The organism is Thermomonas sp., from assembly GCF_019104945.1.
GTDB lineage: Bacteria > Pseudomonadota > Gammaproteobacteria > Xanthomonadales > Xanthomonadaceae > Thermomonas.
On the sequence record NZ_JAHRWW010000012.1, the window covers coordinates 1 to 21,398 of the forward strand.

18 protein-coding genes and 2 riboswitches are annotated in these 21,398 nt (G+C 59.1%); of the genes, 9 read left to right on the forward strand and 9 right to left on the reverse strand.

Annotated elements, in window-relative coordinates; translation table 11 throughout:
* The first annotated feature begins 21 nt into the window (after positions 1 to 21).
* The 3 genes from glmS to KUL77_RS03330 are packed head-to-tail and all read left to right on the forward strand — an operon-like array spanning position 22 to position 5,256.
* Entirely contained in the window at positions 22 to 1,854 is a 1,833-nt protein-coding gene (gene glmS, locus KUL77_RS03320; protein WP_297143663.1) for a glutamine--fructose-6-phosphate transaminase (isomerizing), read from the forward strand.
* A 17-nt stretch (positions 1,855 to 1,871) separates the two neighbouring features.
* Positions 1,872 to 3,854: a trehalase family glycosidase gene (locus KUL77_RS03325; RefSeq protein ID WP_297143616.1), complete on the forward strand. Its 1,983-nt coding sequence runs from the start codon at positions 1,872 to 1,874 to the stop codon at positions 3,852 to 3,854.
* A gap of 58 nt (positions 3,855 to 3,912) precedes the next feature.
* Entirely contained in the window at positions 3,913 to 5,256 is a 1,344-nt protein-coding gene (locus KUL77_RS03330; RefSeq protein WP_297143619.1) for a thymidine phosphorylase, read from the forward strand.
* Here the strand turns inward: KUL77_RS03330 and KUL77_RS03335 are convergent.
* From KUL77_RS03335 to KUL77_RS03365, 7 genes are all read right to left on the reverse strand, one after another.
* Positions 5,253 to 5,693, reverse strand: a complete 441-nt coding sequence (locus tag KUL77_RS03335; RefSeq protein WP_343231529.1) for a cytidine deaminase — start codon at positions 5,691 to 5,693, stop codon at positions 5,253 to 5,255. The genes KUL77_RS03330 and KUL77_RS03335 overlap by 4 nt on opposite strands.
* A gap of 50 nt (positions 5,694 to 5,743) precedes the next feature.
* Positions 5,744 to 5,992, reverse strand: coding sequence for a glutaredoxin domain-containing protein (locus KUL77_RS03340; protein WP_297143625.1), 249 nt, complete (start codon positions 5,990 to 5,992; stop codon positions 5,744 to 5,746).
* A 33-nt stretch (positions 5,993 to 6,025) separates the two neighbouring features.
* A complete protein-coding gene (locus KUL77_RS03345; protein ID WP_297143628.1) occupies positions 6,026 to 7,123 on the reverse strand; it encodes a ribonucleotide-diphosphate reductase subunit beta in 1,098 nt (365 codons plus the stop codon).
* 15 nt (positions 7,124 to 7,138) lie between these two features.
* Positions 7,139 to 9,568 (reverse strand): ribonucleoside-diphosphate reductase subunit alpha, encoded by a 2,430-nt coding sequence (locus KUL77_RS03350; protein ID WP_297143631.1) that lies wholly within the window; start codon positions 9,566 to 9,568, stop codon positions 7,139 to 7,141.
* A gap of 139 nt (positions 9,569 to 9,707) precedes the next feature.
* Positions 9,708 to 9,919, reverse strand: a riboswitch (cobalamin riboswitch).
* 117 nt (positions 9,920 to 10,036) lie between these two features.
* Complete coding sequence (locus KUL77_RS03355) at positions 10,037 to 11,920, reverse strand: TonB-dependent receptor (RefSeq protein WP_297143633.1); 1,884 nt, start codon at positions 11,918 to 11,920, stop codon at positions 10,037 to 10,039.
* Between the two features lie 122 nt (positions 11,921 to 12,042).
* Positions 12,043 to 12,268: riboswitch (cobalamin riboswitch) on the reverse strand.
* A 29-nt stretch (positions 12,269 to 12,297) separates the two neighbouring features.
* Entirely contained in the window at positions 12,298 to 12,675 is a 378-nt protein-coding gene (locus KUL77_RS03360) for a TfoX/Sxy family protein (RefSeq protein WP_297143636.1), read from the reverse strand.
* Entirely contained in the window at positions 12,672 to 13,157 is a 486-nt protein-coding gene (locus tag KUL77_RS03365; RefSeq protein WP_297143639.1) for a GAF domain-containing protein, read from the reverse strand. Before KUL77_RS03365 ends, KUL77_RS03360 begins: the two co-directional genes overlap by 4 nt.
* A gap of 72 nt (positions 13,158 to 13,229) precedes the next feature.
* On the opposite strand from KUL77_RS03365, the gene bioD reads away from it, so the two are divergent.
* Entirely contained in the window at positions 13,230 to 13,907 is a 678-nt protein-coding gene (gene bioD / locus KUL77_RS03370; protein ID WP_297143642.1) for a dethiobiotin synthase, read from the forward strand.
* Here bioD and KUL77_RS03375 read toward each other — a convergent pair.
* Together KUL77_RS03375 and KUL77_RS03380 are read right to left on the reverse strand one after the other, a co-directional pair.
* Entirely contained in the window at positions 13,904 to 14,515 is a 612-nt protein-coding gene (locus tag KUL77_RS03375) for a TlpA disulfide reductase family protein (protein ID WP_297143644.1), read from the reverse strand. The two genes, bioD and KUL77_RS03375, sit on opposite strands and share 4 nt — an antisense overlap.
* Positions 14,515 to 16,779 carry a protein-disulfide reductase DsbD gene (locus KUL77_RS03380; RefSeq protein WP_297143647.1) on the reverse strand — a complete coding sequence of 755 codons (2,265 nt, stop codon included), beginning with the start codon at positions 16,777 to 16,779 and terminating at the stop codon, positions 14,515 to 14,517. The genes KUL77_RS03375 and KUL77_RS03380 overlap by 1 nt, the downstream gene beginning before the upstream one ends.
* A 185-nt stretch (positions 16,780 to 16,964) precedes the next feature.
* Between KUL77_RS03380 and groES the strand changes: the two genes are divergently transcribed.
* The 5 genes from groES to tviB all read left to right on the forward strand — a co-directional run bounded on the left by groES (position 16,965) and on the right by tviB (position 21,358).
* A complete protein-coding gene (groES, locus tag KUL77_RS03385) occupies positions 16,965 to 17,255 on the forward strand; it encodes a co-chaperone GroES (RefSeq protein WP_297143650.1) in 291 nt (96 codons plus the stop codon).
* 51 nt (positions 17,256 to 17,306) lie between these two features.
* Positions 17,307 to 18,944 (forward strand): chaperonin GroEL, encoded by a 1,638-nt coding sequence (gene groL / locus KUL77_RS03390; RefSeq protein WP_297143653.1) that lies wholly within the window; start codon positions 17,307 to 17,309, stop codon positions 18,942 to 18,944.
* Between the two features lie 145 nt (positions 18,945 to 19,089).
* On the forward strand, positions 19,090 to 19,449 hold the full coding sequence (locus KUL77_RS03395; protein WP_297143656.1) for a MarR family EPS-associated transcriptional regulator: 360 nt from the start codon (positions 19,090 to 19,092) through the stop codon (positions 19,447 to 19,449).
* Positions 19,446 to 19,982 carry a transcription termination/antitermination NusG family protein gene (locus tag KUL77_RS03400; RefSeq protein ID WP_297143659.1) on the forward strand — a complete coding sequence of 179 codons (537 nt, stop codon included), beginning with the start codon at positions 19,446 to 19,448 and terminating at the stop codon, positions 19,980 to 19,982. Before KUL77_RS03395 ends, KUL77_RS03400 begins: the two co-directional genes overlap by 4 nt.
* 86 nt (positions 19,983 to 20,068) lie before the next feature.
* Positions 20,069 to 21,358 carry a Vi polysaccharide biosynthesis UDP-N-acetylglucosamine C-6 dehydrogenase TviB gene (gene tviB / locus KUL77_RS03405; RefSeq protein WP_297143661.1) on the forward strand — a complete coding sequence of 430 codons (1,290 nt, stop codon included), beginning with the start codon at positions 20,069 to 20,071 and terminating at the stop codon, positions 21,356 to 21,358.
* Positions 21,359 to 21,398 lie beyond the last annotated feature (40 nt).

Here is a 21,398-nt window from a genome sequence, read left to right on the forward strand (position 1 = left end):
AGTTCAAGGAGCGGTGGCGGTATGTGTGGAATTGTTGGGGCGATTGCCCAGCGCGATGTGGTGCCGGTGTTGGTGGAAGGGCTGAAGCGTCTGGAATACCGTGGCTACGATTCGGCCGGGATTGCGGTCGTCAGCAATGGCGAAGTGCGCCGCGTGCGGCGTACCGGGCGCGTGGCCGAAATGGAAGCGGCGGCGCAGGCCGAGCACTTCAGTGCCACGCTGGGCATTGGCCATACCCGCTGGGCCACCCACGGTGGCGTGACCGAATCGAACGCCCACCCGCATATCAGCCACGACACACTGGCGCTGGTGCATAACGGCATCATCGAAAACCACGAAGAGCAGCGTGCGCGGCTGCAGGCGCTGGGCTATGTATTCACCTCGCAGACCGATACCGAAGTAGTGGCGCATTTGATCCACCATCACCGCGCCCAAGGCGGCAGCTTGTTAGCGGCGCTGCAGGCGGCGGTAAAAGAACTGCACGGCGCGTATGCGCTGGCGGTGATCGACAAGCGCGACCCGAATACCTTGGTGGTGGCGCGCATGGGCTGCCCGCTGCTAATTGGTGTGGGTGAGAACGAAAACTTCGTGGCCTCGGATGTGTCTGCCATTGTCAGCGCAACGCGCAAGGTGATGTTCCTTGAGGAAGGCGATACTGCCGAAATCAGCTGCGCGTCTGTGCAAGTGTTTGATACGCACAATGCGCCTGTGGTGCGCGAGATCCATATGTCGGATGTTTCGCTTGCGTCGCTGGAGCTGGGGCCGTACAGCCACTTCATGCAGAAAGAAATTCACGAGCAGCCGCGTGCAATTTCCGACACTTTAGAAGGCATTGTTGCGGCCGCTGGCTTCAAGGCGTCGCTGTTCGGTGCGGATGCAGAACACGTATTGGCCGATATCGAAGCGGTGCAAATTCTGGCTTGCGGAACGAGTTATTACGCCGGTCTCACTGCGCGCTACTGGATCGAAGAGCTTGCGGGCATTCCCTGCGCGGTGGATATCGCCAGCGAGTACCGCTACCGCAAAGTGGTGGCGAACCCCAAGCAGCTGATCGTCACTATTTCGCAGTCGGGTGAAACGCTGGACACGATGGAGGCGCTGAAATACGCCAAGTCGCTTGGGCAAGACAAGACGCTATCGATCTGCAACGTACCAGAGAGTGCCATTCCGCGCGCCAGTAAGTTGGTATTTTTAACGCGCGCGGGCGCGGAAATTGGTGTGGCCTCAACCAAAGCCTTTACCACGCAGCTGGTGGCGCTCTTTACCCTAGCGGTTACGTTGGCGCGTGTACGTGGACAGGTGAGCACAGAGCGCGAAGCAGCGCTGCTAGAAGAATTGCGCCATCTACCGGGCAGCGTGCAGCATGCGCTGAACTTGGAGCCGCAGATCGTGGCGTGGGCAGAAAAGTTTGCACCGCGCCAGCATGCGCTGTTCTTGGGACGCGGCATGCACTACCCAATTGCATTGGAAGGCGCGCTCAAACTGAAAGAGATTTCCTATATCCACGCGGAAGGCTACCCGGCAGGTGAACTCAAGCACGGCCCGTTGGCCCTTGTGGATGAGGCGATGCCGGTGGTGGTGATTGCACCCAATGACGCGCTGTTAGAAAAAGTGAAGTCCAATATCCAAGAAGTACGCGCACGTGGTGGGCAGATGTTTGTGTTCGCTGATGCCGACAGCAGCTTTAGCGAATCAGAAGGCGTGTATGTGATCCGCACTCCGCGCCATGTGGGCATTTTGTCGCCGATTGTGCACGCGATCCCGGTGCAACTGCTGTCGTATCACGTTGCCTTGGCACGTGGCACCGATGTGGATAAACCGCGTAATTTGGCGAAGTCGGTGACGGTGGAGTAAGCGTGGTAACAATAAAAATGCATCGATTCGCGGTTGCGCTAGTCATGCTGGCCACTGTGTTTGCACCGCTGCCTGCGGCATGGGCACAACACATGCCGCGTGACATTTTGGATTATCGCGGCAGCCCCAGTGATACCAAAGACCGCAGTTTCAATATTTTTTTCGATGCGGGCGCGTGGCATGGGTACAGCCTGCCGCCCCAAGAGGATGCACAAACGGGTTTTGTGGGTCCATTTGTGCACAGCCTGCACGGTGGGCGCTGGGTGGGGGATCGGTTTGCACAAATCGAATTGCGCGATGCGCGTAATGGCGCAGCAATCGCGCTAGATGTGATTGCCAGTGAATCCGGGCCGGGGTATTTGCGGCGTGAGTTTGCCGCCCCCGGTCTGCGCTTGCGGCAAACGCTGTTCTTCGCCGACGCGTGGCAAGCCGTGGTGAGAATCGAGTTGGAATCTACTGCTTCGCGCAAGCTGGTGCTGCGGGTTAGTAATCATCTATTACCCACGCAAGAGGCGCGAGTTAACGTTGGCCAAGGCGCGGTACGTCGCCGATTTTTGGAAACGCAATCCGAACTCAGCACGTGGCTGACAAGCACTGCGGGTGATACGAAAGCACAGCATCAAGATGCCAGCGAGCAGTGGACACTGACGCAGCCGATACAGCTGCAGCCAGATAAGCCCGTTTTGCTTTCGTTGGTGCAAAGCCTGCGCTATGACGTTCGGCATGAAGTCGTTCCAGCGCTTGATGTGGCACAGGCGTGGGCAGAAAACCAAGCGCGTTGGGCCGGGTATGTGGGTTATGCCCAAGCAGCACAGATGGCGGGCTTGCCTGCAGACGCTGCACAACACGTTGCGCTTAAGTCGATCATGACGCTGATTGGCAATTGGCGCGCGGCGCGCGGGGATTTGCATCATGATGGAGTAATTCCTGCCTATTCTTATCCCGGCTTCAACGGTTTTTGGGCGTGGGATTCTTGGAAACACGCGGTTGCCTTGGCGGGGTTTGCGCCTGAACTGGCGCGTGACCAAATTCGCAGCATGTTCGATTACCAGCGCGAAGACGGCATGGTGATCGACTGCATTTTTCTTGATGCTAAAGAGAACAACGCACGCGATAGCAAGCCGCCACTGGCGAGCTGGGCGATATTGACGGTGTATCGCGCAACGCATGACGCAGCGTTTCTTGCGGAGATGTATCCCAAGCTGGTGCGCTATCACCGCTGGTGGTATGCGCAGCGCGATCACGATGGCGATGGCCTTGTCGAATATGGTTCGACAGATGGCACGCGTATTGCTGCGGCATGGGAAAGCGGGATGGATAACGCGGTACGTTTTGATCACGCCAAGATGCTGCAAAACGGCCCCGGTGCGTGGTCGTTAGATCAAGCTTCGGCCGATCTCAATGCGTATTTGTATCGTGAAAAATTAGAGCTGGGAGAGATGGCCGACGCCTTAGGCAAGGGGCAAGACGCGCTGCGCTGGCACGATGAAGCCAATACGCTGAAAGCGCACATTCAGGCGCGCTTTTATGATGCAAAAAATGGCTGGTTCTTTGACCGTTCTTTAGCCACGGGGCAGCTGATACGCGTCTTTGGTTCGGACGGTTGGACACCACTTTGGGCGGGGGCAGCCACGGATGAGCAGGCCAATTCGGTGATCCAGCGCATGCTGCGGCCCGATGCATTTGCCAGCCTTATGCCGTTTCCAACGCTGACACAAAAAGCGCCGGAATTTTCACCCGTCAAAGGCTATTGGCGCGGCCCTGTGTGGATGGATCAAGCCTATTACGGTGTAGAAGCGCTCCGCCGATACGGGTTTGCACAAGCGGCCGATACGCTGGCACTGCGCTTGGTGACCAAGGCGCAAGGGCTAACCAAGCAAGGGCCGATTTATGAAAACTACGACCCACTGACTGGAAACGGCTATCAAGCACGCAACTTTAGCTGGAGCGCGGCGAGCTTTTTGCTGCTGGTACACGGCGAGGCGAACCCCGCGCGCTGAAATCTTGCGCTGGGTCAATGCTTAGGCTGAATCAGCGGCCTAGGCTAGTGGCTTGTTGATGCAGGAAGTCTTCGCGATGGAACAGTGGCCAGCAGTCGCGTTAATTCGCAGCAAGCGTGAAGGGCGAGCGCTGAGCGCTGCGCAGTGGCATGCCTTAGCAAGCGGCATCGCAAATGAGACCTGGAGCGAAGGCCAGATCGGCGCATTTGCGATGGCGGTGGCGCTGCGTGGGTTAGATGCGCAAGAATGCAGCGATTTCACCTTTGCCCTGCGCGACTCGGGGCGTGTGCTGTCTTGGCAAGACATACCAGGGCCGGTGCTGGATAAGCACTCAACGGGCGGAGTAGGGGATTGCGTGAGTTTGGCGCTGGCGCCGCTCTTGGCGGCGTGTGGGGCGTATGTGCCAATGATCTCAGGGCGCGGCTTGGGGCACACCGGAGGTACCCTCGATAAGCTTGAGAGTTTGGCAGGTTATAACGTCAACCCAGCCCCTGCGCAGCTACAAAAAATAATACGGGATGTGGGCTGCGCAATTGTGGGGCAAAGTGCCGATTTGGTGCCCGCAGACCGGCGCTTGTATGCGGTGCGCGATGTCACTGCAACCGTGGATGTGCCAGAACTCATCGTGGCTTCGATTCTGTCCAAAAAATTAGCCGGTGGCGCACAGGCCTTGGTGCTGGATATTAAAACCGGCAGCGGCGCGCAGACGCCGAGAGAGGCCGATGCCGAGGCGCTCGCACAGCACATGCAAGCCGTGGCCAGCAATGGCGGCCTGCCACTGGCGGTGATGCTGAGCGATATGGGGCAGGTGTTGGGGCGCACCGCAGGAAACGCCTTGGAAGTACGCGGGATTATTGACCTATTGTGTGGGCGGCCACATTGCCCGCGTCTGCGCGCGCTGGTGCTGGCACAGGCGGCGCGGCTGCTGGTGTTAGGCGGGCTGGCCGATAGCGATACAGCGGCACAAGGCACACTGGAAGCAGCGCTCAGCAGCGGCGCGGCTGCCGAACGCTTTGCGCGTATGGTGGCGGCACTGGGCGGGCCTTGCGATGTATTGGAGCAGCCCGACGCCCACCTAGCGCGAGCACCGCTGCAGATTACAGTGCAGGCGCCGACGGACGGTTTTGTGCAGACAATCGATGTGCGCGCACTGGGTGAATGTGTGGTGGAGTTAGGAGGCGGTAGGCGCGTACCAAACGCGGCAATCGACCACGCGGTGGGCTTGGCCGATGTTGCACAGCGCGGCCAGTGGTGCGAACGCGGCGCGCCGCTCGCGGTGGTGCACGCGCGTACGCAGGCCGCAGCCGAGCAAGCCTGCGCGCGTGTGTTGGCTGCGTTTACATTGGGTGAGACAGCGCCAGCCCCTGTTTCCGCGTGGCGCTGGCTGGGCGCGGCTGTTTAAGTAGGGAAGCTAAAGCGATAGGGCAGTAGTTCGGCGGCGCGCACGTCCAGCCATTCGCCATTGGGTTGCTGAAAGCTCACGAGCGCGTCTTCACCAAATTCCACTAACGCCTGCCTGCAGCCACCGCAGGGCGTAATGGGCAGCAGTGCACCGCTTTCAGAAAATGCAGCAACTGCAATAGCGCTGAGTTTGAACGCTGGGCCTTCGGCCTGCACTGCGGTGGCGATGGCGTTGCGTTCGGCGCAGTTGCCCAGCGGATAGGATGCGTTCTCCACATTACAACCTGTATAAACGTTTCCACTGGCCGAGCGCAGCGCCGCACCCACGCGTAATTTGGAATGCGGCGCATACGCTTGTAACGCGGCCTTCTGCGCCAGTTTGCGCAGGGTGTCATCGGTGTTCTGCATCGTCTGCTTTTGCCTCTTCAGGCAGTGCATAGTGACACGCTCTGCGGCAAGCTGCACCTGCCGCAGATTGTGCTGCTCACTCAGGCGCGTGCGCCACTGAGTGCTAAGCGCAGGTCGTCGTAACCGCCGACATATTCGGCGCTGCCGTTACGGTCTAAAAAAATCTGCGGCAGCGAGCGCACGGTTTGCCCCACTTTGTTCCACAGCTGCTCAATGCTGATATCGCTACCCACGGTGTGGTATTGGTAATCGAGCGACTGCATTTGGCATAGCAATTTGGTTTTGTCGCAGTTGATGCAATTATCTTTTCCGTAAATGATGATTTTCATCGAAGGTGCTCTCCTTATCGTTGCAGCAATGGGTTAGAAATCCACATCAAAAACCACGTCTTCGTCGGTGCGGCGCATCACGCCCACCTTGTACGCGGCAATGTCTTGTTCCTGCGGTGAGGCTTGGGTCTTGCTGATGTTGAGCCACTTCTCCATAAAGCGAAGCGGATTGGTGGCCGGGAAGTCGTACTTGTCGGTACTGATGCCTAGCGTCTGATAAACATCATGTGCGCAGAACAGCGTCCACGCGCCGAGCCGGTCGGCGGTCATGCCCACCAGTTCGCGCCCTTCCGAAAAGAGGTAGTCGATCCAGCGTAATTCGCTATCCACTACTTCTTCGATCATCGCGGCGATGTCGTCTTTGCATTCGGCATAAGCGCGCTTGCCGCGCTCGGTGGAAAGCTCGCGGCGGATCACCGCACGGTCTAGTTCAACGTGAATTTCTAGTTCGTCTTGCGCAATTTTTTGGATCGCTTTGCCGATGGGTTGAAACAGGCCGGTATCACAAATGGCGAAAGTGACGGCAAAGCTCGCCATAAATTGAATGCGCTCCATGCACAGCAGCGCCACCACCATTTTGAACACGGTGTTATAGGTGGCTTGGTCGTTCGGAATCTGTCCCAATGCGTATTGGTGCGAGGCTTTATAGCCATCGGCAAACACTTTAACGACGCGCTCCAGCCGTGCGTGCGCTTGTTCAACGCGCAAAATTTCATCAAGAATCACGCTGGGGTTGTCGAACGAATTGCGCACGATCTCCGAGTATGTGGCGGCGTGCACCACTTCATTATCGGAAATGCGCTGCCATGCGGCCCACAGCTCGGACGAGGTGATGAAGGGCGCAAGAACAGGAGCAATAGCGCGCGAAGCCACGCTGTCGGCCTCCCATTGCCACGCCAGTGTTTTGATCATCATGTCGAAGGTGGCGCGTGAGCACTGTTTGAAGTCGGCATTGCACGAGGAATAGTCGAACTCGTTTTCGTCCCAATCGAGAGATTTTTGGGTTTTATAGAGCTGCCAAATTTCTGGGTAATGGCGGTTGACGGTATCGAACAGGCCCGGCTTTTCGCCCAACAAAAGCTGCGGCGCGTGGTAATCGGTTTTGGCGTAATTAAAAACAGAATCGGTCATGGCGTTGCCTGTCAATTAGAGAGAGCAGCCTTCGCACTCGGCGTCGGCGTCGTGAGGGGCGTTGATCGGTGCAGGTGTGGCTTTGCGCGCGGTCTGCATCCCATCGGAAGTTTTTTGGTTCATGTAGTACTTGGACTTCAGCCCAAGCCGTACGCGCTGCAGGTAGTTCTCGATCATTTCGGATGAGCCAATCCAGGCATCGCCTACCACGCGGCGGTAGAAGTCGGCGGAGATGCCTTGGTCGGTCCACTTCTGCACGATGGCGTACATCTCCACGATGTCGCGGGTAGGGATGTCCCAAGCCGATTGGTAGTAATCGCCCAGGCTGTCGCCATCGGGTGCGGCCCAATAATTCACGCGCTGGTTATCGGTTTTGATCAGCGTGAGTTCGCGAATAGGGTAGAGGCCATTGGTGGTGCCCGAGGCATTGGCCGAGGTCTCGGTGGGCATATGCGCTACCAACACCGAGTTGCGAATGCCGCCATTGGCGACAATATCGCGGCGCAATGCCTCCCAGTCGAATTGCGGTTTGAAGTCGGCCACTTTGTCCACGTTGGGGTTGGCCGTATCCATAGGCAACCAGCCCTGCGGCCAGCGGGTTTTGTGCATCCACGGCGCGTTACCGAGCTCTTTACCCAGGCGCAGGCTGGCCTTGAGCAAGTAGTAGTAATGGCGCTCTGCCGTTTGATGGATAAATTGCTTGCCAGAAATGGAGGTATAGCTTTGGTGTTTGCGTGCCATCAAGTGCGCAAGCCCCAAGATCCCCACGCCCGCATTGAGGCGTTGGCGTGAGGTAAAGCCAACGTGCGGCAGTTCGTAGTGGGCAAGATGGATGCACTTATCGATCATCAACAGCGCGTAGTAGGCCACTTCTTCGTATTGCGCATCCGATTCGATATTGGATACAACAATGCCCGCCAAATTACAGGTAGCCACTTCGGGCGATGATCGCTGGGTGATGCGGGTAACCTCTGTTTCGCCAAAGGTATCGCCTACCTGCAAGTTACAAGCGTGTAGCGGCCCACGCTGCGTGTGCAGCAGGGTTTCGCCATCGAAGCGGTGGCGCGCTCCAGCTCCGTCTTCGAATTCAATAAAGGAGACATCCTTGTCTGAGTAAAGCTCCAAGATGTTGTTGTAAGGGCCAGTAGGTAGGGCGATTTCTGCGCACAAATTCGAGCTGTAGATGGTGTCAAGAAACGGCGTGTGCCGGTTCATCTCGTACAGGTTGTGCTCGTAAATGCGGCCGGTTTCGTTCCACTCGTTGCTTGCAGTAATTAGCAGCTCGCGCGCGTTGACGGTGGTTTTTTTGAAGGTGGGGTCTTGTTCGTAGCGTGTATAAAGTGCTTCAAAACGCGCTTCATCGGCGCTGTACAGTGCCTCGTGAAGGTCAGGTGCGGTATGGATATTGAATAGAAAAATATCCTCGTTCTTCGCCACCTTGCGCGCGAAGAAGCGGTTACCGCCCCACGAGTAATCCATGCCGCGAATTTTTTTATCTTCGGTGGACATGGGGTTTTTCAGGCGCAGTAACGTATCGACTTCTGGATCAAAAATGGAGAAGTAACTGGTGCACGCGCCGCCGCGACCGTTTTGCAAATTCGATTTCACTTCGGCCACCAAAGCGCGGAAGTAGGGCAGCTTGCCTTGGTGGCGAATCACGCCGCCGCGCACCGGATCATTCACCGAACGCGTGGCCATATGCGCGCCGATGCCTGCGCTCATATAGGTCATGGTATTGGCGATATGGTTGCCTACCGCAATGGAGCGTGCGCTATCGCCGGTGGTGTACAGGCAGCAGCTGGCGTAGCCGCGCAGGGGGGTACCAAGATTGACGTGGTTCGGTGTGGGTGCGTTGATGCGGTTCAGCGAAAGGTGCTCGTAGAAGCGCGCAACGTCGTGCATGCGGCGCTCGCGCGGCTGGTCCACCGATAGCGCCATCGCCATGCGCATATAGATAAATTGCGGTGTTTCATAAAACACGCCGCCCACGCGGTCGGCAATGGCGTATTTGGTGAGGTGGGTGTGCAGCTGATAGTGCGCGTAGCTGAAGTCGCGTTCGTGGTCGATCAGCGTTTCCGCGAAGGCATATTCTTCGGCGCTGTACTCGAGCGGTTCCATGTACCCCAGCGCGATCAATTTTTCGTGCAGGGCTTGCACCGTTGGGCGCTGGTTGCGGTACAGGTCTTTGCGCACCAGTGTGGCGTACAGGCGGCCGGCCATGCGGTTATACGACCAGGTGTCGAAGTCGAGGCAGGTCTTGATGAGTTGCTGCTGCAGCAGGCGTGAGGTGCATTCGCCCTGCAGCGCAGATACGGTGTCGAGGACAACCGAGGGCCAGTCCACTTGCGGGCCAAGTGTTTGCGCGGCCCATTCGCCCCACTGGTTGAGTTTGGACGGCGTAAACGGTTCGCGATTACCGTCGCGTTTGATGATGGTGTGCAACATGCAGGAGAGATTCCCCAAGGCTTGACGAAAAACCTGCTCCCGCGCGCAGGGCCAAGGGGTGTGACTTACGCGAATGCGCCGATCCGGCACAGCGTGCCGAACGCGACGCACTTCCCCGCGGAAGTGGCCACCCGCACCGAGCGAAGCCCGGTGTGTCGGCAGGTCTTCGGACTTGTGGACGCGGGTAGATCACCCTCCTACTGGGCTTCGCTTCCCGGGTGCTGCGACCCAGTGCATGTGAAGCCGTTCGTTTCCACTTACCGCTGCGGGGCAGTTCTGGAATTACACCAGATTCCCTTTTAAGTGCGCCTCCTGTCGCAGGCGGCGCGCACCGACCAGCACAAGATATTGTGATTTATCTATTTCTGCAATACTAAATAATGGGTTTTGCAAAAAAAGACCCGGCATCGCTGCCGGGTCCCTTGCCTCCCTGCCCGCATCCCTGCGGTGATTCTCCCCAAAAACGATTTACTTCGGCTGCCAGCGCAGGCTGAGGGTGTATTCACGCCCCGGCTGGACATACCACGCGCTGGTTTCATAGCGCTTATCGAAGGCGTTCACAATGTTGGCTTGCAGCGTCCAAGCTTGGGCAAAACGCCATGCGATGCGGCCATCCAAGGTGCCGTAACCGCCCACGCGCAAGGTGTTGGCCACATCGTCCCAGCGCGCCGCTTCGCCAATACCCGATACACCCACGCTCCAGTTGCCGAAGTCGCGGTCGAGGTCGATCCGCGCGCTGCGCTGCGGACGGCGGGCAAGACGCTTGTTGTAGTTGAAGCCAGCACTATGGTTGCGTGCATCCAGCCAGCCGATCTGGCCGCGCGCGGTCCAGTCGCCTAATTGCAGCTCCCCTGTAATCTCAAGGCCACGAATACGCGCATTTTCGATATTGCCGGGCTTGCCAAGAGAAGCGTCATAAGCGATTAGGTTGGTGACGCGTGTCTGGTAGGCGTTGGCTTGAACGTGCCAGTCCTTGCCACTGCGGATCAGCGCAAGCTCGCTGCTGCGTGAATCTTCCGGGCGCAGCAACGGGTTGCTGAAGCCGGGGTAATACAGCTCATTGAAGCTCGGCGCCTTGAACGCGCTGGCGTGGCTGGCGGTCACGCGCCAGCCTTGGGCAAAGTTCCAGCCCCAAGCAATGCCGCCGGTGGTGCTGCCGCCAAACTGGTCGTTGTTATCGTGGCGCACAGAGACTTGAATATCTTGCGTCTCGGAATTGCCCTGATACTGCACATAGCCGCCGCGGTTGCCGCGTGCCGCCGCCCAGGGCGACCATAGGTCAATGATCTTGGCGCGGTCGCGCAGCCAATCAAACCCCACGCTCAGCACCTGGCCTTGGGCTACGGTGAAATCGCCCTGCAGGTTGCCGGTGTCGCGGGTGGTGGTGAAGCGGTTATTGAACGTGTTGCCAAGATAGTTGTCGGAGTCGTCGGTATTGCGGCCAACGGTCAGCTTGAGCTGCACCTGCTTGCTGGGTGACCAGCGCACGCTGCCCCCCACGGTTTGCTGAATGATGTCGGCGTTGTCGCTGTAGTCGCCGTCGTAGTTGTTATGGCCTTTGGCGCGGAAGGCTTGGCCGTCGAACTGCCAAGCTTCGTTGGGCGCAAAATCAGCGCGAAGATTGGCGCTGTTATTGCGGTAGCCGTCGCGGTCTAGGTGGGTACCGGGGACGATAAAGCAACCGGCGCCGGCCCAAGTAGCTGGGTTGTAAGTGCCAAGGCAGGCATTCACACCGTCGGTGGCCTGATGCGCAACATCCACGCCCACGCCGCCGCGCTTGCCGCGCAGATCAATACCTGCAGAGGCTTCGCGCAGGTTATGGCTGCCCGCCGCAATGCGCGCACGCCCGTGCACGCCTTCGCCTGCTTCAGCACGGCGGGTAAAAATTTGGATCACGCCGCCGATGGCATCCGCGCCGTATAGGGATGAGCGCGGGCCGCGCACAATTTCAATATGGTCGATCTGCGCCAGCGGGATGTCTTGCAGCGACGTTAGGCCAGAAGTGGGCGAGCCTACGCGCACACCGTCGATTAAAAACAGAGTGTGATCAGATTCGGTGCCGCGCAAAAACAGCGTGGACAGTTTGCCCAGCCCACCTTGGTTGACGATGGTGATCCCCGCGCGGCCGCGCAGCAGTTCCGGCAAAGAGCGCGCGCTGCTGGCTTCGATCTGTTCACGGTCGATCACTTCCACGGCGGCCAGCGCCGCATTGACGGTGGTGGCGGTACGGGTCGCGGTAACGATGACCTTATCGAGGTCGGTGGCGTCTTCGCCATGGGCGAAGGCCAAGCTTGGTGCGGCAAGCGCGAGCGCCAGTGCAGTAAGGCGAAGTGCGGGGGAGCGGCTGTGCATTACAAAATCTCCGGCACGCATTCGCGGCGTGCCTATGGGGAAGGGCAACGGCGCGGCAGTGGGAGAACGGGACGCAGGCGCGCGCAGGCGCAACCCGAGAGCCGCGCAATGCCCACCGCATCGCCATCAGTCATGCGTAAGGCCGGTCTCCGGGCTTGCGTACCAACATCGGGTGATGTTGTCGCTCGGCGCCTTCCCATGCAAAGCACAGTGGCCAGTGCCGAACGTGTCACGCTTACCGTTGCGGGGGCAGCGCCGGACTGGCAGCAGTACAGACACTGCGTCACCGGCTTCCCGTTTCAATCTATTGGCTTGCGCCGCTAGATCACCTTAAGCGCGGGCATTGTAGCGCGTTGTGCGTGCGCTGGTAGCGCGGGTCATTCAGAGGGAGATTCCAACGCGCCATAAGGCGCGCCGCTAGGCGTGTCGTCGTGTGCGCCTTTTGCTTCAAAATGGTGCTCAATCACCGGCGCCGCAGCGGGGCGGCCACGTGGGGGTGGAAGCTGGGCGGTGGCGGCTTCAACGGCTTCAATCAAGGCGTTGCGACGATCTTCTGGAACGTCCTGCCAATGGCAGTTAAGCAGTGCGCCTTCAAGCGAATACAGCAAATTCAAGCTGGGTTTGAAGCCCGCACGGCGCACCTTCATAAACGCCTCGACCGCACCAATGGCGATGAGATCCTCTGCCGAACGCAGCCCCACTTGGCGCAGCCAAGCAGCGGATTTGGGGCCTACATTGCGCAGCTTACTGTTCACACCAGTGCGCTCAAAAATGCGTGGGCAATCGCTTCCAAACCCGCTTGATCATCGGCATCAAAACGCGCGGGGATGGGGCTGTCCAAGTCTAAAACGCCCAGCAATGTGTCGCCCTGATACAGCGGCACGACAAGCTCCGAACGGCTGGCCGAATCGCAGGCGATATGGCCGGGAAAGGCGTTCACGTCTTCCACCCGCTGGGTTTGCCGGGTGCTGGCCGCCGCGCCGCACACGCCTTTATTCAGCGGAATACGCACGCAGGCAGGCAACCCTTGGAACGGGCCAACCACCAGCTCATTGCCGTCGAAGAAGTAAAAGCCTGCCCAGTTGAGATCGGGCAGCGCGTGATAAATCAGCGCCGAAAGATTGGCCGCGTTGGCAATGCGGTCGCGTTCGCCGTGCAGCAGGGCTTGTGTTTGCGCAAGCAGTTGGGCGTATTGCTCCGGCTTGCTGCCGGTGAGGGATTGGGTCTTAAAGCTCATCCCTAGAGTGTAGCAATGCGCGCGCCTGTGTGCCGGGCGTACCATAGCAGCGGATTTTTGCAGGGACGCCCTATGTTTTCGCTCTATATCACCGGCACCGATACCGGCATTGGTAAAACGCTGACCAGCTGCGCGTTGCTGCATGCACTGCGCGGGCAGGGCTTGCGCGCGGTTGGCATGAAGCCAGTCGCCAGCGGTAGCGTATGGCATCAGGATCATTGGGAAAACGAAGATGCGCAGGCGCTGCAAGCGGCGGGAATGCCGGGCGTGGCGTATGCGCAGATCAACCCGTTTGCACTGGAACACCCGCTGGCACCGGAGCTGGCCGCGCGTGATGCAGGCATTGAAGTCACGCTGCCGCCCATGTTAAGCGCCTACGCCGCGCTGGCCCAGCAGGCTGATGCGTTAGTGGTGGAAGGGGTGGGCGGCTGGGAAGCGCCATTGTCGGCCACAATGATGCAGGTGGATCTGGTGCGCGCGCTGAAACTGCCGGTGTTGCTGGTGGTGGGGCTGCGTTTAGGCTGCTTGAATCACGCACTGCTGAGCGCCCGTGCCATTGTGGCCGACGGGGTGCACTTGGCCGGTTGGGTGGGCTCGCATGTGGACCCGGAGATGGCGCGTGTGGAAGATAATCTGCACATGCTGCGGGCGCGCCTACCTGCGCCCTGCTGGGGCGTGCTGCCGCATGCACCAAATGCAGAACCTGCAGCGCTGGCGGCGCAGTTGAATATTCCCGTGTTGACGGGTTAGTCGGTGGGCGCCACCCAGCGCGCAATGTCCTGTGCGTCGAGGAAGGGGCCAATGCGCGACTTCAGCAAACGCCCATCGCTGGACACCAGAATGGAATAGGGCAACACGCCCGCCGGGTTACCGTAGCGCACGCTGGCGTCGCTAGGGCCTGCTGCATCGATCAAGATGGGGTAGGTGATGTTATGCGTTTGCAGAAAATCGCGAACGCTGTTTGCTTCATCCAGAGCAATGCCAACAACGCGCACGCCGCCGGTCTTTTGCGTTGTAGCGAAGGCTTGTAGGTCTGGCATTTCTTTCAAACAAGGGGCGCACCAAGTGGCCCAAAAGTTCACCAACGTCACTTGCCCCTGCCATGCAGCCGGTATTGCGTTGCTGGCGCCCTTGAGGTCGCTTAGCTGCAGCGCTGGCAGTGGTTGGCCGGGAACCGCCACGGCTAGGCCAGCGGGGGGTGACGGTGCTTGCGCGCGGAGCACACTGGCCACCGCGCGCTGGCCAACCTCGGTGCTGGCTAATCGAGAGGCGATCTGTGGTTCGAAATACAAACTCGCCACAACACCTGCAATGGCCGCAAGAATCGCCGCAAGAATGACACTGCGGTGCGAAGGCATTAGCGTGCGGCCCTTGCGAGAGCGTCGGCGGCCATGCCGGGGGTGAGGAGTGTCGGCAGAATTTCGCCCTCACCGCCGCCGCGCGGATACACCACATACAGCGGCACGCCCACGGCTTTATGTGCCTGCAGATAAGCGGTAATGGCCGGGTCCACGTCGGTGTAGTCGCCCACCATATACACCGCATTGGCTGCTTCTAGCGATTGCTTGAAACCATCGCGGGCGAACACGGTTTTTTCATTGGCCTTGCAGGTCACGCACCAGTCGGCGGTCATGTTGACGAACACCGGGCGACCCTGCGCGCGCAGATCGGCCAGCGCTTGTTCCGACCACGCCACATGCGCTGCGTCGGTGATGGCGGCCTTTGCCTGCGGGCGCGGCAGCGCGTGCAGTTTGGCCAGCGGTGCGGCAATGCTGAGCAGGGCAAGCACAGCCACAGCCTGCCAGCGCCATGCACCATTGTGGCGGCGCGCCCACGCCCATGCGGCAAGCGCAAGCAAAATGGCGGCGGCCAGCCACAGCCCGGTGGCATCGGCGCCCCGCAGCTTAGCCAGCACCCACACCAGCCATGCCGCGGTGGCATACAGGGGAAAGGCCAGCAGTTGTTTGAACGTCTCCATCCATGCGCCCGGTTTGGGCAGCAGACGCGCGAATGCAGGAATAAAGCCGATCAGCAAGAACGGCAGCGCCAACCCAAGCCCCAGCATCAAGAAGACCAAAAGCGCGCCCAGCATTGGCCCGGTGAAGGCATACGCCAGCGCCGCGCCCATAAAGGGGGCGGTGCAGGGGGTGGCTAGAACAACTGCAAGGACGCCGGTGAAGAAGTCGGCGCGCGCCCCACCGCCTGCCAGCAGCGCACTGCCACGTGTACCTAGCGCGAGATTGGCCTGCCACAGCCCCGAGAGGGACAGGCCAAGCCCAAACATCACCAGCGCCAACACCGCGAGCACCAGCGGCTGCTGCAGCTGAAAGCCCCAGCCCAGTGCCAGCCCCGCGTGGCGCAGGCCCAGCGCAATGCCGCCCAGCGCCAGCATAGAGAGCAGCACGCCGGTGGTATAGGTCAACGCGTGCTTACGCGCGCGCTGCCGGCTTTCACCACTTTGGGCAAGGCCTAGGGCTTTTAGCGAGAGCACCGGCAGCACGCAGGGCATCAGGTTCAAAATTAACCCGCCACCCAGTGCAAGCAGCAGTGCCGCCCAGAGACTGGGGATTTTTTGCGTGGGTGGCGTTTCGCGCGCCGGTGCGGCAGGCGTGTCGATGGTGGGGGTTGCAGTCGGCATGTTTTCGAGAGCCGCAGGCCCCGCTACGGCGGCGGGGGCACGCGTGAGCGCCGTGGCGGGCGTTTGGCTTGCGGTTGGCGCAGCAGTGATGGCCCCGGAAGGAATGGCCACCGCCAGCGTGCGTGTCATTGGTGGGTAGCAAATGCCGTTGTCTTGGCAGCCTTGAAAATTCAGCGTCAGCTGGCCATTTGCGGCGCGCGTATGGCGGCGGGCCAGCGGCAGAGGGATTTCGACCTGATCGAAATACACCGCCACCTTGCCAAAATGCTCGTCTTGATAAGGCGTGGCCTTGGGTAGCTTGCTGGCGGGGGGCAGTGTTACGGAAAAGCCGTCGGCCTTGAGCTGCACGCCAAGCTTGTCGCGATAGATGTAGTAGCCGCGCGCAGGCGTTAAGCGCAGCAGCAGGGTGTTGCCATCCAGTGCAATCACTTCACTGGCAAAGGCCTGCTCGGCAGGTAAAGGCGCGTTGCTGTTGCTGTTGCTGGTGCTGGAGAATCCAAACAGCGGGCCACCGGATTTTCGATCAAGAGAAAAACCACTGCTTGCCGTGGCCTCGGGCAGGGCAACGGTGAGCGAGCGGGTCTGCGGCGGGTAGCACACGCCCGCATCGGCACAGCCTTGGTACTTCACCGTCAGCTTTACCGCCGTAGCACTGGCGCTTGGCGTGCCGGTCAGTGTGCCAATCAGCTGCTTGCGGTAGGTTTCAACATCACCAAAAAACTCATCGTGGTGCTTGGCGCCACTGGGCAAGGCCAGCTCGGCATTGGCAAAGTTCGGATCGGTTTTTACCGATGTGCGGTGGCGGTACAGGTAATAGCCATCGGCAATTTTCCAGCGCACCTCGATGCGGTCACGCGCGGTAGCCTGCGCCGACAACACGAAAACGGAGTCAACCGGCGGCAATTCAATATCGGCAGCGGCGGTGGGAAGGGCAAGAGTCAGTGCCAGCAATAGCCCGCACACACGAGAAAGCAGCTTGGTCATGCGGCCATTCTAAGCGGTTGTCGGTTCGACTTTCGCCCCGCCCCCTTGAAACCCCAAAACCCCACCCCATCTACAAGGCATCCCGGAAGCGGGATGTTTGCATTCCGCGTATTGGCAGTCGGGTTGCTCGGCTGCTAAAATTTCCGGGTTATTTCCTAATAATCAACCATTTGCAGAGGTTGCACATGTCCAATATCAAGCCGCTTCACGACCGCGTGGTCATCAAGCGTATGGAAGAAGAAAAGCTGTCCGCCGGTGGGATCGTGATCCCGGACTCGGCCACAGAAAAGCCGATCAAGGGCGAAGTGATCGCCGTTGGCACCGGTAAGGTGCTGGATAACGGCCAAGTGCGCGCCCCGCAGGTGAAGGTGGGCGACAAGGTGCTGTTTGGTAAGTACAGCGGCACCGAAGTGAAGCTGGACGGCGTTGAACTGCTGGTCGTGAAAGAAGACGACCTATTCGCAGTTCTCGGTTAATCGCCGCGCTTCTTTCTCACTTGAACTCAAATTTTACTGAGGTATTTCGCAATGGCTGCTAAAGACATTCGTTTCGGCGACGACGCACGCTCCAAGATGGTGCGCGGCGTTAACGTGCTCGCCAACGCCGTAAAGGCAACTCTGGGCCCGAAGGGCCGCAACGTCGTGCTCGACAAGAGCTTCGGTGCCCCCACCATCACCAAGGACGGCGTGTCCGTGGCCAAGGAAATCGAACTGGCGGACAAGTTCGAAAACATGGGCGCACAGATGGTCAAGGAAGTGGCTTCCAAGACCTCCGACAACGCCGGTGACGGCACCACCACCGCCACCGTGCTGGCGCAGGCGTTCATCCGCGAGGGCATGAAGGCCGTGGCCGCCGGTATGAACCCGATGGATCTGAAGCGCGGCATCGACAAGGCCGTCACCGAGGCCGTGGGCGAGCTGAAGAAGCTGTCCAAGCCGTCGTCCACCTCCAAGGAAATCGCCCAGGTGGGCACCATTTCCGCCAACTCCGATGCGCACATCGGTGACCTCATCGCACAAGCGATGGACAAGGTGGGCAAGGAAGGCGTGATCACCGTTGAAGACGGTTCGGGTCTTGAGAACGAACTGGACGTGGTGGAAGGCATGCAGTTCGACCGCGGCTATCTCTCCCCGTACTTCGTCAACAACCAGCAGTCGATGCAGGCCGAGCTGGATGACCCGTACATCCTGCTGCACGATAAGAAAATCTCCAACGTGCGTGACCTGCTGCCGGTGCTGGAAGGCGCTGCCAAGGCCGGTAAGCCGCTGTTGATCGTGGCCGAAGAAGTGGAAGGCGAAGCGCTGGCCACCCTCGTGGTGAACACCATTCGCGGCATCGTGAAGGTGTGCGCGGTGAAGGCTCCGGGCTTCGGCGACCGCCGCAAGGCGATGCTGGAAGACATGGCCATCCTCACCGGCGGCACCGTGATCTCCGAAGAAGTGGGTCTGTCGCTGGAGAAGGCCACCATCAAGGATCTCGGCCGCGCCAAGAAGATTCAGGTCAGCAAGGAAAACACCACCATCATCGACGGTGCTGGTGAAGCGGCGGGTATCGAAGCCCGCATCAAGCAGATCAAGGCGCAGATCGAAGAAACCTCTTCCGACTACGACCGTGAGAAGCTGCAAGAGCGCGTGGCCAAGCTGGCCGGCGGCGTTGCCGTCATCAAGGTGGGCGCGGCTACCGAAGTGGAAATGAAGGAAAAGAAAGCCCGCGTGGAAGACGCCCTGCACGCTACCCGCGCTGCGGTGGAAGAAGGTATCGTTCCCGGCGGCGGCGTGGCGCTGATTCGTGCCAAGGCGGCGATTGAAGGGCTGAAGGGTATCAACGAAGACCAGAACCACGGCATTCAGATCGCCCTGCGCGCCATGGAGGCCCCGCTGCGCGAGATCGTCACCAATGCTGGCGATGAGCCCAGCGTGGTGCTGAACCGCGTGATCGAAGGCAAGGGCGCGTTTGGCTACAACGCTGCCAACGGCGAGTTCGGCGACATGATCGAGTTCGGTATTCTGGACCCGACCAAGGTCACCCGCACCGCGCTGCAAAACGCTGCGTCGATCGCCGGCCTGATGATCACCACCGAAGCGATGGTGACCGAAGCGCCGAAGAAGGACGAGCCTGCAATGCCTGCCGGTGGTATGGGCGGCATGGGTGGTATGGATTTCTAATCCAGCCCACTTGCGAAGTGTCACCACAAAGCCCGGCCCTGTGCCGGGCTTTGTGCGTTCAGGGGAGTGAAACCCTACAACTTGCAAAGCCATTTAACTGTCAGTAAAGTTTGCCCTTCGTTCAATGGATGAACATTGCGCGGCAATGCCCCAAACAGCAGACGACCTCAGCATCGCCCTCTTGCGCAGGCTTGCGGATACCCCGCAGGTCAATCAGCGTGCGTTGGCGCAGGAATACGGCGTTTCGCTGGGCAAAATCAACTACGTGCTGCGCGCGCTGATCGACAAAGGCTGGGTCAAAGCCGGTAACTTCAGCCGCAGCCACAACAAGCTTGGGTATGCCTATCTGTTAACGCCGCATGGCGTGGAAGCCAAAGCCAAACTGACGCAGCGTTTTTTGGCGCGCAAGATGCAAGAATACGACCGGCTGCGTGCAGAGATTCAGCAGCTACAGCTAGAAGTTGAACGCGAACCGATCATGGCAAATAAGGGCGACGCAGAATGAGCCTTGCCGCACCCCTGCTTGATGACGCGCGCTGGTACTGCGTCCACACCAAGCCCCGCGCAGAGCTGCAGGCGCTAGAACACCTGCAGCGGCAAGCGTTTGAATGTTTTTTGCCACGCGTCTTGCGCAGCGTGCTGCGTGCTGGCAAGCGCCAACGCCTAATCGAACCGCTCTTTCCGCGCTACCTGTTTCTACGCGCCAATGCCAGCCTGCAAAACCTTGCGGTGGTGCGCTCCACGCGCGGCGCATTAGGGGTGGTGCGGTTTGCCAACAAGCCGGGTGAAGTGCCCGATGGTCTTATTCAACACCTCAAGCACGATGCCAACGGCGACGGCCTCATTGCCTTGCCAGAGACTGGCCCGCAACTGGGGGATAGCGTCACCGTGCAAGGCGGCGCATTTGAAGGCATGCAAGGCATTTATACCGAAACCAGCGGTGCACACCGCGCCATTGTGTTACTGAATCTGCTGGGCAGCGCACAACGTGTGCAGCTGCCACGCGAACTGCTGCAAACAACGCGGGCTGTGCGTTAACCCAAGCGCAAACCCGCCACAACCTAACCCCGGCCCGACGGAAACGCCCATGCAACCGTAGGGCGGTAGCGTGCTTGGAAGCCCTTATGACACCACACCCCATTGATTTGAGCTCAACCAAAATTGCATTGATTGGCCTTGGCTACGTAGGTCTGCCGCTGGCCGTGGAATTTGGCAAGCAATACCCCACCACAGGCTTTGACATTAACGCAGCGCGCATTGCAGAACTAAACTCTGGGAAAGACAGCACGCTGGAAGTAGAGCCTGAACTACTCGCAGAAGCGACAAAACTCCGCTTTAGCAGCCAGCTTGAAGACATTGCCCAGTGCAATGTCTATATCGTGACGGTGCCAACCCCCATCGACGACGCAAAACGCCCAGACCTAACCCCGCTCGAAAAGGCCAGCGAAGCCATTGGCAAAGTGCTCAAACCCGGCGACACCGTGATTTACGAATCCACCGTGTACCCCGGCTGCACCGAAGAAGTGTGCGTACCCATTTTAGAGCGCGTTTCCGGGCTGCGGTTTAATGACCAGTTCTTCGCAGGCTACAGCCCAGAGCGCATTAACCCCGGCGATAAAGCCCACCGCGTTACCACCATTAAAAAAGTAACCTCAGGCTCTACCCCGGCCACAGCCGATTTCGTGGATGCACTGTACTGCAGCATCATTACCGCTGGTACGCATAAAGCGCCCACGATTAAAGTGGCGGAAGCCGCTAAGGTAATCGAAAACACTCAGCGCGACCTAAATATTGCGCTGATGAATGATTTGGCAGTGCTCTTTAATAAGCTAAATATTGATACTTTGGATGTGCTTGAGGCAGCGGGTACCAAGTGGAATTTCTTGCCATTTAGGCCCGGACTTGTGGGTGGGCACTGCATTAGCGTTGACCCGTATTACCTAACGCATAAAGCCCAACAGGTGGGGCATCACCCTCAGGTGATTCTTGCAGGACGCCGCGCAAATGACTACATGGGGCAATTTGTAGCAGACCAAACGATTAAGTTGATGGTGCAAAAGGGTATTAACCCTGTGCAGGCGCGAGTGCTGATACTTGGCCTAACATTCAAAGAAAACTGCCCGGATTTACGCAATACACGGGTTGTAGATATTGTGGCATCGCTGGGTGACTACAACACACAAGTGGATGTGTATGACCCATGGGTCAATGCACAAGAAGCACAGCACGAATACGGTTTAATGCCAATTCAAACGCCAGAGCAAGGCACCTATGATGCCATTATCCTTGCGGTTGGACACGAGCAATTCAAAAAAATGGGCGAGCAGGGCATACGCGTATTAGGTAAGCCGCAGTCTGTAGTCTATGACGTTAAACATGTTCTACCACGCGAAGCTGTAGATGGGCGGCTTTAACTTGCTAACTATGGGCCGCAGTGCGCAATAGGCAAAGAAG